Below are 10,984 nucleotides of genomic sequence, written 5' to 3'. Positions count from 1 at the left end.
CCATTCCAACGACGTTATTTTTTTAAATGATAGTAAATGCCTTGGTGGAAGAGTACATTAATATTCATTTACGGAGGGATGCTCAAAATGATGCCTAAATTTAGAGCTTGGTTGAAAGAGGAACAGGAAATGCAAGATGTTTTAGCATTTGATACAAGAGGGCATAGTTTCTTAGGGATTGAAGGGACACATGTTACCGTTGAAGGTTGGTGTGATGTTTTTGAGGTTGGTAAACAAGCTGAACTCATGCAATCTACTGGATTGAAAGATAAGAATAATAAAGAGGTCTATCAAGGCGATATTATTCGATGTATTAGTGGTTGTCTTCATGAGGTTATTTGGTTAGAGAAATATGATGGGATGTTTCTTGGAGGAATGCCGATGTGGTATCTTTCGAGAGTGAATAATGGTTATTGTTGGACAGGTAAGGAAGAAATTATTGGGAATATATACGAGAATCCAGAGTTATTGGAGGTAGAGTAATTATATTAGCTACTGACTATATCGATTTGTTAAAAGATGAAAATGGGAATGTTCCTGCATTGTTAAATTGTGGGACTAAGAGGAAGAATAGAATCATTTTGTTACGGATATCGGCTGATTTAGCAAAATATCTTTATTTGAACCAGATAGCAGTATATTATACTGCTGCTATACGTTATCAATACAAAGGAAAAACAATTAGTCAGGATTACTATGATCGTTTAATCAGTTGTGATATGTATGGGAAACCAGAATCAGCAATTAAGTTGTTTGGCGCCATAGAGATATACGCTGATGATTTTCCTAATTTATTTCTAAAGGAGGAATAACAACGAATAGGAGTTTGAAAATCAGACAAAGATAAGAATGTTGTGAAAAGACAAGATATAATTTTCGGGTGATAAAAATGTCTGAAATGATAGAAAATATGAAAAGTTTGGGTTTTTTAGTGTTAGAGAGTGAAGGGGAATATTTGTATTTTTTGTCTGTTTCTCGAGATTGTTTTTTAGCTGTGGAAAGTAGAGAACTAATACAAGGAGTATTAGTTTATGATTTTTGTAAATATTATTTTAATAAAAAGAAGCAGAAAACAGAATTGATTAAAATTTATTTCACTGATATAGAAGAGAAATATGCGTTAAAGAAGGTTTCTTCTTTTATGATATATATCTTGGAGCATGGTTATTTTAAAACGAAAAATCATACAATTTTAGAATCTGCACGTGAGATTCAAAAAAAGTGCTTAAATAACGTATAAAATGATTGATTTAAGTATAAGGGAGAAGTGAACTATTTAGGGAGCGAGACATTATGGAAAATATAAAATTATTAAAAAAATCAGTCAGAATATCTTTTTACATTTGGCTTTTTCTTTTGATTCCATATCTAATTCCAGTTGTTATTATTTATTATTTTTTCAAAAAAATTGCAAAAATAATAAATGCAAAAAGAAAAATATTTGTACCAGATGAAATTGGTCGTTTGATTTATTGGGCGAAATCTGTTGGATGGACAAATGAAGAGATTATTCGAGAGATGAATCAAAAAGTAAAAAAATATCCTCAGTCGTCCATTTCAATTTGGTATAAGACAAATGATAAAAAGTTTAGTCAGGCATTAAGAAAAGGATTTAGTGTTTAATAAAAAAACATAATAATTCAGGGAGGAGGAAAAGATGACTTTTGTTCTTATAGGAGCTAAAACGGGCAAAGTGTACTTAGTAGAAAATGATAAAAGTGATTTGTTGCGACGATTAATCGAAAAATATCCAAATCCACAGAATTTACCAGAATCTATGTTTATTTCACAATACGTAGGAGAGTGGACAAATGAAGTAAAACAAGCAATGCTAGGGAAAAGTTTTGCGTTTGGGTATGTGTCTTATAGTAATCTATAAATAAAGGAGAGTGTGTATGTTCAAGATATTTGTTTATCGTGGAATAAGGGTAAGACTGTATCATTGTAATTTATTAAGAAAATGGTGGTTGGTATTTTGTGTTCCTTTTTTTATGATGTTAGGTTGGTATCATTATAAAATAACTTATCCATTAGTTAGTAAAATGCAAGGAGAATTGGATATTTCATTATTATTTGTACCAATTCTTGTTACAGTTGTCGTATTAATTTTAGCGATGTATGTTTCCAAATGGTTAATTGAAACTTCAAAGCAAAAAAATGGCTTCTTTTTTAGACAATACAAAAAGCAATTATTAGCGGAATATTTAAATGGTAATGATATTGTAGAAAAAAAGATAGTAAAATCAGACGGCAGACAAAAAGAAATACGAAGATTACCTAAGGTATATTATCGGACAGATAGAGAAATGGATGAATTTACTTTTAAAATTGGAAATAAATTTCAAGATAAGTTTTTACAGATTGGTCGTCCTTTAGAAGACTTGTTTTTGGCTGATTTAGTTGAAATAAGACGTGAAATGGGTTTTATAAGTTATCGTTATTTGATTGATGTTATTTCTAAAAGAATTAGTTTAGATAAAGTAGTCGCTGAAAATGGGCGAATCAAATTAATGGAAGGGGTGTATTGGGAGTATGATGCGTTGCCACATATGCTAATTACTGGTGGTACAGGTGGTGGGAAAACGTATTTTATTTATTCATTAATTTATGCTCTAGGCAAGGAAGGGCGGGTACATATTTGTGATCCAAAAGCTTCTGATTTACTAGCATTAGGAGAGTTTAAAGCATTTAAAGGATTAGTTGTCTCTGATAAGGAGGATATTTTCACAATGTTAGAGGAAGCAGTTGATTTGATGGAGAAAAGATATGTTTATATGAGAAATTTGCTGAATTATACGATTGGGAAAAATTATCGTTATTATGGTATGAAACCTGAATTTTTTATTATTGATGAATGGGCAGCTTTTGTTTCGACATTAGGAGGGTATGGATCAACTTACAGTGAAGAGAAACTATATGAAAAAATTACACCACTTGTGTTGAAAGGAAGACAAGCTGGTGTTTTTTTAGTGATTGCGACACAAAAAGCAGGTACTGATGTGTTGAAATCAGCAATTAGAGATAATCTAATGTGTAAGGTTTCTTTAGGTGTATTATCAGAAACTGGCTATATTATGACTTTTGGTGAAGATCATAAAAATAAAGCTTTTATCAATAAACATGGAGTAAAAGGCCGAGGATATATTGATATAGGATTAGGCATACCTAATGAGTTTTATGCACCGTTTGTTTCAGCTGATTTTGATTTTGTAGAATTTTTCCGCAATATGCCTGAGATGAGTTATACCAATGTTTTAGGTATAGAGATTACGAAAAAAGAACAAGAAATATTAGATGAATTTTATGGTGATGATTTTATTGAAAGAGAATGGGAACAAATTAGAAAAAATCAATCAGACCAAGTACAAAAAATGGTTCGAGAAAAAAATGAAAAAGCGGATAAACTAATGGCTCAGGCGCAAGAGAATATGAGTTATAGTGAGCAGGTAAAACAGCGAAGAAGTGAAGGTAGGTGATTTTAATGAAATGGTATAAACCTTGTGAAGCATGTGAAAAAATAGGAATTCCTAAGAGAACGTTGTACCGTTGGATAAGAAAAATAGAAGAACGTACTAGATATCGTTTTTCTAGGAGAATTGATGAAAAAAAACCATGGTATATTAATGGTGTTCCGAGAAAGCAGATATTTTTAGATGATGAAGATATCTCGTTTTTATCTTGTTTGCGTTTGGACTTTATTGAAAAAGAATTGCCTTTGGATTATGCAATCGATAAGAATTTTATGTTAGCTGAAGAATTTGAACAGTTATATCCAGCTGAGTTAAGAATAAATCGAGAAAGCGATGTGTCGTAGTGGCGTTAAATGTAGTGCGACTTTTGCGTGTCTCAATCGTCCAGCGCCAGCAGAGCGATAGGCGCTGGACGTGAAGAGACGCGCAAGCAAAAAGCGCACTACGTATCACAGACACATTGCTAGAATAGCGTAGGCATTAGCCTACGCTATTCTTCTATACCCCGTATGTGTAATACGGGGTATAGAAGCTGTGGATAAAAAATGGAAAATTACGAGTAATCTATTGATAAATCAATATTTAACTTGTGGATAAATCGGAACAATTGGTAAAAAATGAATTGTTCCAATAAGCAACAAAGGTGTGAGCTTAATTGAGAAACATTGAATTAATAAAAATCCGTAAGGATTTAGGTTATAGTCAACACGATATGGCAGAAAAAATGGGAATCAGTTTTAGTAGTTTGCGGAGATATGAAACTGGTGAAAGGAATATTCCAGAAGAATTAAATCAGCGAATTAAAGAAATACGTGAAGAATTAGAAAAAAAAATACATGTTCATATTGATTATTTAAAAATAACTTTTTTCGGTACAACAGTAAAAACAGTTATAGAAAAAGTATTAGGTGCTGAGTACAGCTGGTTTATACGAAAACGTCAAAAGATACACAATTATGATACAGGCTATATTCTTGGAAATATAGTAATTCGTGAAAATGAGAAAGAATCTCGACAGGGAGTTCTTGTAGAAATGACTGGAGAAGGCGTTCGTGAATTTGAAATTCTTTTAAAGGAACGAGGGTTAGTTCTAGTTGAGTGGTTTTCAAAAATTATGAATGAATGGATTGGATGGTACTATACTAATTTTCATTCGACGCGTTTAGATATTGCAATCGACGAAATGTACAATTGTAGTGGAAAAAATTTTCAATTAAGGCGTTTACTAGAAAAACGTCAAGACAAAGAGCATAAATTAATTGTAACTCCATTACGTAAATTTCATGTACAAGATGGTGATAAGGCAGGTGAAAATACGGGATTAACTCTTTATTTTGGTTCACGTGGTACAGATAATCTTTATATACGTCTTTATGAGAAAAGGTATAAATTGGCTTTAGATCAAGGAAAAAGTGTGGAATATATTTTACAAACAGTGGGAATTTGGAATAGGTATGAATTAGAATTAGGAAAAAATTATACAGGAGTTGTATTTAGTTGGTTAGATCAAGGTAGAACGTTAGAACAAGTTGCATTGGATTTGTTTTTATCAAAGTTTGAAGTGTATGACAAAATTGAAGATAAACAAACAGGGGGGGTGGAGTTAGTATATTGTAAAGATTTTTATGATTTGTTTGATGATTATTCGGGGATTGAAATAAAAAGTCCTAAAAAAGAATGGTGTATTGAAAATTCAATGCGACATTTACAGTTGCAATATGGTGGTATTTTGAAATTAGCCGAGATTTATTTAGGAGGGAAACAGAATTTGCATTCTTGGATTGATGAAGTAGTAGAAAATGCTGAGATTGACGAAGAAAAAGAACACCAAGTCAGATTTGAACGGTATTTGTATGAAATACAAGGCATTGAATGATAAATAATATTGGAGGGAGAAAATGAGGCAAAAGTTAATTCAATTAGTGGGAAAATTTCATTGTGAAAATCTGTCGATATTAAGTGGAAGAGAAATTGAAGAATTTTGGTGCTTGTTATGTGTCCAATATACAGCAAATTTAGAAAGAGATTCTCTTGTTTGTTATGCTAAAAAAATCAGAGTAAGGCAGGTAGCGTTGCTTCAATATTGGCTAGAAGGAGTAACAAAAGAAAAATTTGAAAAAATTCGGTTAGTTGACATGGAAACAGGGGAAAAACTTTTTTATACAAAGAAAAGTTTAGATGGCTATTATTATCATGCTGTATATTGTCAAGTAAAAGAAATGTTGGCTGAATTTGTCAGAATGCGAGTAAATGATTTTTATTATTTTTATTTTACGTTAAAAAAGCAAGGCTGGGATATGTCTATTAGATTTGTGAAGAGTATTTTAAATGAAGGAGTTTTTTTAACGAGGGAAAAAGATCCGACAAAACGTATCCCATATAATTTTATTGATAAATTAGATATTCGTATGGGGTGATTGATAAATGAATTACTTTTTGGAAGTAGCCAATCAATTGCTAGCTAGTCCAAAATTAATTGAAAAAAATCAAGTGGAAATTTTACCACGTACAGAATTTGATTTGGAAGAGTTAGTAAAATTAGCTGAAAAAAGAAATTTAAGTTTATTGATTAATCGTAGTTATTTATTAGAGTTAGAGGAAAGCTGGAAAGAATTAGAAAGTTTTCGCTCTTTTTTATTTTCTACTGAGATTCCTTTTGATGTAATAGGAGTGAATAAGAAATTATTGAAATATCGCCTGATTGTTTTTCCTAGAAATGAAGAAATTAAAAAGATGTTAAAAATGGAAAGCGATCGTTTGGCAAATTTAGAAGTAATATATGAAATTTCTTCTGCTTTAGTAAAAGGAGAAAGAGATGAGGAAGAGAATCAAGAAAGGAGAGAGCGGATCAGGCAGAAAGAAGAATTAAGAGAATTATTAAGAAAATGGAGAATTGAATCGGTTGTGACTGGTGTGGGAAGTGTGGAGATTTATCCAAATTCTCATAAACAGAGACAAGAGTTGTATCGAAAATTAAGAGAATTTACTTTATTAGATTTTTCTTTTAGTACCAAAAATTATACGAAAATTCCAATGACTATTGAAGAAAAGAAAGAAATAATCCGTAACTTAGCTTTGAAATTTAGAAAATACGGTAATGGTTTTCTAGAAATCGTTAATAGTTATACGCTTCGAGCTTACGCTAGGAGTGAAAAGTTAAAAAAATTATATGAAAAGATATTTTCTGAGTATTGGTATCGTTATGTAGATGTGGATGGGAATCTGAAATCTTTGAGATTAGAAGTCGAATTGCTTTATCAGAATGGTCAATATTTTGATTTAGAAGAATGGCGAAGAATAAAGCATAAAATGAGAGAAAAAGCAGAATCATTTGATTTCGTTCAATTGGAATTTTTAAAAGAAAATATTGTGGTTATTCATGCACAAGATTTTGAAAAAGCAAAGAAAATGTATTGGGCAAGAAATTATCATGAATGTAAGGTTGAGATTGAAGAAAAAATAGTACGAACAGAAATTTTATTCAAAGTAGAAGGGTGAAGCAAATGAAAAAGAAAGGATTTCGTGTATGGTTAATCATTCTTTATTTTTTGTTCAATATTGAAATTGGTGGAACTCTAGCAATTATGAGTCCTAGTATTATACGCAATCTAGAATGGGCAATGATGTTTATTCATATTGGAATGATCGCATTGTGGTTATATTTTGGTGTGTATTGTCCGTTTCGATGGTACGTGAAAAGAAAGAGTGAGTAAATGAAAAAAATAAAATTTATCAGAACAAAAAGTGCAATAAAACCTTATACAGAAATGAAAACAAAGAAAATTTCTCAAGAGAAAGCGAACCGCTATCTTGTCCTTTTCTTTGTTTTCTTTTTTGTCATTGCAGTGATTGCAGTATTTCGGACAAATGTAATCACTAGTAATACTTCTGGATTGTTTCAAAAAGTTGAGCAATTAGAAAAAAATCAACCAAAACAAGAAAAAACGATTGATTATCCTACCTTGTCGCATTTTGCTGAAAGTTTTGCGGAAGCATATATTAACTTTGATAATAATTGGGGGAATGAAGGAAAGAATAATCGGGCAAAAGAATTAGCTTCTTATACTTCTTTAGATGTTAACAAACTAGAAACTACAGGTGAAAAAAATTTTTTTCGTAAGCTAAATGAAGCGAAAACGGTCAAAATTAAGCGACAATCGGATTGCTTATTGGTTTCTGTTTATATTGATTATGATATTGAGCAAAATGGAAAAACGAAAAATTATCGGCAAGAAATGCTTTTACCAATTATTGAAAAATCTAGTGTTTATTCGATTGTTGGAAGACCGTCATTGTTGGCAGTTGATGTTCAAAAAGGAAAGACGAAAGAATTGGTAAAGACGGAAAATACAGTAAATGTTGATGAGAAACAACGTGAAAAAATGCTCAAATTTTTAAAATTATTTTTTGCAAAATATGCTGAAGGAAATAGTCAAGAATTATCCGTTTTAATGAAAAGTCCAGAGTACACTAGTGGGCAAGAAGAATTAAAGGAGGTGGTAGAAGGTGAGCTAGTGATTTTTCGATTAGATAAAGGGGGGCAAGAAATTAGCGTGCAAGTACCAGTAGTCTTTATTGATAAATTTAGCGGATTAGAACGAGAAGAAGAATTTACGTTAGAACTTGTAAAAACGAAAACTTCTTATATCGTTGAGAAATTAACACATTATTATACAAAAGAGGAGTGATAAGTTATGACAGCAGGTGGTCTTAAATCGTTTATGAGCGGTGATTTTCTATGGGTTCTTGCGAGTATTGCTGTGATCATGATAATCATGAACTGGAGGAAAGCAGAATGGGCAAAGATCGGTAGTGTTGTTTTTATCTTTTTACTAATTTCTGATTTTGCAACGAACAAGGGACAAACAGTAATGAGTTTCTTAAAATGGCTGATTGGTTTATTTGGCATTAAGTTCTAAGGAAAAGAGTGAGTGAGAATGTATTACGATTATGAAATAGGATTAAGGACACCTTATTCTGTACAAGTATTTCGATCGCCTAAGGGAAAAATAATTTGGTATTTTGCGCAACCTGTAAGCTTAAGATTTATTGGGTGCTTGTTGATTACGGCGATATTATTTTCTGTTATATTATTCCGCTGTCCACTTTTTTCTATTTTAGGTCCGATTCGTTACACTGTTTGGGGATTTGCTACGTATCGTTTTTCGCGCTGGTATGAAGAAACGGAAATTGCTGGTCGCAGAGGTTTTGTTTATTTGAAAGATTGTGTTCATTGTATGAGAATTGTAGGAATAAAAGGTACAGTCTTTTTTAGAGGACGAACAGTAGAAGAAAACGATGAATTTTGTTTTAAAAGATAAAGAATAGTTTTAAAAAGTTCAATGAAAGAAGGGGATTTTTTGGCAGTTAGTTTGGAATATCCTTTGCGTGAAGAGTTATATGGAAATATTGCTTTAACAAGAGAAAAAATACCGATTGCTTTTTATCGTATTCAAGATGAAGCAGTAATGTTATTAGATTTGGAAGCAAAAGAAAAAGTGAAAAAGAAAAATAATCGTTGTTTTGCTCGTTTGAGAGAGCATGGTTCATTTGAAATTCGCAGTGTGCCAGTTAATGCAGATATTCGTGCTAGAATTGGTGAACTACGAAAACAAATTGACAAAAATAATCAAGAATATGGTAATCAAATCTTAAAAGAAACTTGTTTATTTTTAGAAAAAGATGTAGGGGTAGTCACAGAAAAAATTTGGCTTATGAGCGTGCCATTAATAAAAAATGGTAATGAATACTTTTCTAGTTTTTCAGATAGTATCAAAAATGTTCTTTCTAAAAAAGCAGAGAGTTTCGCAAAAGGTGTTGGTTTTGAAATTGAAGTAAATGATGAATGGGTGAAACAAATTCAAACACAAGAAAAAGAAGTTTACCAGAATTTATCAGAATTAAAAATTGAGCGTTTGACCTCTGATGAATTATATTATTATCAAGCTTTTCAATTTCTGAAAGGTAATCCTCACCTTAGAAAAGAAATTTTAACAGGGAAATGTTTAGACAATCTATTGAGTACACCTTTTAAGGCAAAATTGAACGATCCATTGATTTTTTTCGGAGAGAATGGCAATGAAAGCCATTCTGTTTATTCATTGGCAGCTGATTTTGGTACACATGTTGATAAAAATCATGTATTAGAAATTGTGCAAAAAATGCCTTTTCCGGTTGAGCAAATTGTTCAAATTCATTTTGAAGAAAAAAATGGGTTTAGTGGATTACAAAGAGTAGTTGATCGGGCAAAAACACGAAATAAGAATATTGTAAAAGAAGCAAATTATGCTGGTTCGAGCCAAAAGAGACGGATTATTGAAGGAGCACGTTCTTTAGATGATTTGGGACATAAACTAGATGATGATGAACCGATTGTAAAATGGTGGTTAATTTTTTCTGTCATTGGACGAAATCGTGAATCGGTATTACGTAGGCAAAAGTATTTAGAACACCGTTTAGAGAGTATTGGTGTAACAGTTGTATCGGGAAAATGCGATAATTATTTTTTATTTGAGAACTCGTTATATGGCAATTTCTCACACCGAAAAATAAATTTTGGTGGGCATACGACGACGTTACGTGCATTGTGTGAATTGAATTTTTTTACTTCTCTTAAAGCTGGAACACGTACAGGATTTTACATTGGTCGTGTGGATAGCACGTTAGAAGAAAAAGCAGATGTAAAATCAGTAGTAGCTAGTTCTAAAAATATGGTATTTCTCAATTTATTCTTAGCCAATCAACAAGGAGTAAAAGGAAAGAAAACTCATAATCCTCATATTCTTTTCACTGGAGATACAGGAAATGGAAAATCAGTTGCTGGTAAATCATTGTTTATGTGTTGTGCCTTGTTGGAAAGTCAAGTATTGTATATTGATCCGAAAGCTGAAATGCGGGTGCGATTTTTAGAAATAATTAATGATGAAAAAATGCAAAAGAAGAATCCAGCATTAGTGAATTTTTTGAAAACATTCAATTATGTTACATTAGATTCTCATAAAGAAGAAAATCGTGGCGTGTTAGATCCAATTGTTCTTTTTGAAGAACGTGAAGCAAGGGCAGTTGCTCGATCTATGTTATTTAGTTTGTATGATGGGGAATGGAAACTTGCGCCACGTACGGCATTAATGAAGATTTTAGATGAAGTGATCCAACGGCGGGTAGAAGGCGAACAAGTTGGTCTTTATCATGTATTAGATGGAATGTTAAAGAGTGAAGCTAAAGAAGTTCGTGATATGGGCGATTTTTTACGAACATTAGTTAAAGGCTCTATTTTAGAATTAGCATTTAGTTATGGGGAAGTTGAAGGCTTGTCTTTTGATGAAAAAGTGACCATTTTAGAAATTGAGGGGTTGCGTTTGCCAAAAGATAAGCATGGAAAACTAGATGATAATGAACGCTTGTCAACTGCTTTAATGTATTCACTTGGTGAATTTTGTAGTGCATTTGGTTCTCGTGATCGCTCCAAGCCGACGGTTTCATTTTTTGATGAAGCATGGATTTTGCAATCTTCT

Annotated in this window: 14 protein-coding genes; all 14 read left to right on the top strand. The window is 31.9% G+C overall.

Features of this window, described 5'->3' with window-relative positions:
* Positions 1-87: 87 nt before the first annotated feature.
* The gene (locus tag AB3I00_RS14370; RefSeq protein ID WP_368025579.1) at positions 88-483 is read left to right on the top strand and encodes a YopX family protein; all 396 of its coding nucleotides are present in this window, start codon (positions 88-90) and stop codon (positions 481-483) included.
* Positions 484-581: 98 nt separating this feature from the next.
* Entirely contained in the window at positions 582-812 is a 231-nt protein-coding gene (locus AB3I00_RS14365; protein WP_368025578.1) for a hypothetical protein, read from the top strand.
* Positions 813-889: 77 nt separating this feature from the next.
* Positions 890-1,240, top strand: a complete 351-nt coding sequence (locus tag AB3I00_RS14360) for a hypothetical protein (RefSeq protein WP_368025577.1) — start codon at positions 890-892, stop codon at positions 1,238-1,240.
* 53 nt (positions 1,241-1,293) lie between these two features.
* A complete protein-coding gene (locus tag AB3I00_RS14355) occupies positions 1,294-1,623 on the top strand; it encodes a hypothetical protein (protein WP_368025576.1) in 330 nt (109 codons plus the stop codon).
* Positions 1,624-1,657: 34 nt separating this feature from the next.
* Positions 1,658-1,879 (top strand): hypothetical protein, encoded by a 222-nt coding sequence (locus AB3I00_RS14350; RefSeq protein WP_368025575.1) that lies wholly within the window; start codon positions 1,658-1,660, stop codon positions 1,877-1,879.
* A 16-nt stretch (positions 1,880-1,895) separates the two neighbouring features.
* Entirely contained in the window at positions 1,896-3,476 is a 1,581-nt protein-coding gene (locus AB3I00_RS14345; RefSeq protein ID WP_368025574.1) for an FtsK/SpoIIIE domain-containing protein, read from the top strand.
* A gap of 5 nt (positions 3,477-3,481) precedes the next feature.
* Complete coding sequence (locus tag AB3I00_RS14340) at positions 3,482-3,814, top strand: hypothetical protein (RefSeq protein WP_368025573.1); 333 nt, start codon at positions 3,482-3,484, stop codon at positions 3,812-3,814.
* A gap of 311 nt (positions 3,815-4,125) precedes the next feature.
* Positions 4,126-5,346, top strand: coding sequence for a replication initiation factor domain-containing protein (locus AB3I00_RS14335; RefSeq protein WP_368025572.1), 1,221 nt, complete (start codon positions 4,126-4,128; stop codon positions 5,344-5,346).
* A gap of 22 nt (positions 5,347-5,368) precedes the next feature.
* A complete protein-coding gene (locus tag AB3I00_RS14330; RefSeq protein ID WP_368025571.1) occupies positions 5,369-5,887 on the top strand; it encodes a hypothetical protein in 519 nt (172 codons plus the stop codon).
* A gap of 7 nt (positions 5,888-5,894) precedes the next feature.
* Positions 5,895-6,968, top strand: coding sequence for a hypothetical protein (locus tag AB3I00_RS14325; RefSeq protein ID WP_368025570.1), 1,074 nt, complete (start codon positions 5,895-5,897; stop codon positions 6,966-6,968).
* Positions 6,969-7,183: 215 nt separating this feature from the next.
* Complete coding sequence (locus tag AB3I00_RS14320) at positions 7,184-8,158, top strand: conjugal transfer protein (protein WP_368025569.1); 975 nt, start codon at positions 7,184-7,186, stop codon at positions 8,156-8,158.
* A gap of 6 nt (positions 8,159-8,164) precedes the next feature.
* On the top strand, positions 8,165-8,389 hold the full coding sequence (locus AB3I00_RS14315; protein ID WP_368025568.1) for a hypothetical protein: 225 nt from the start codon (positions 8,165-8,167) through the stop codon (positions 8,387-8,389).
* Positions 8,390-8,407: 18 nt separating this feature from the next.
* Positions 8,408-8,791 (top strand): TcpE family conjugal transfer membrane protein, encoded by a 384-nt coding sequence (locus AB3I00_RS14310; protein WP_368025567.1) that lies wholly within the window; start codon positions 8,408-8,410, stop codon positions 8,789-8,791.
* 21 nt (positions 8,792-8,812) lie between these two features.
* Positions 8,813-10,984 (top strand): ATP-binding protein (locus AB3I00_RS14305; protein WP_368025566.1); only part of this gene is annotated, 2,172 nt, incomplete at its 3' end.

It is taken from the genome of Enterococcus sp. C76, assembly GCF_040886985.1.
GTDB lineage: Bacteria > Bacillota > Bacilli > Lactobacillales > Enterococcaceae > Enterococcus_B > Enterococcus_B lactis.
This window is presented reverse-complemented; position numbering and strand designations above follow the sequence as displayed.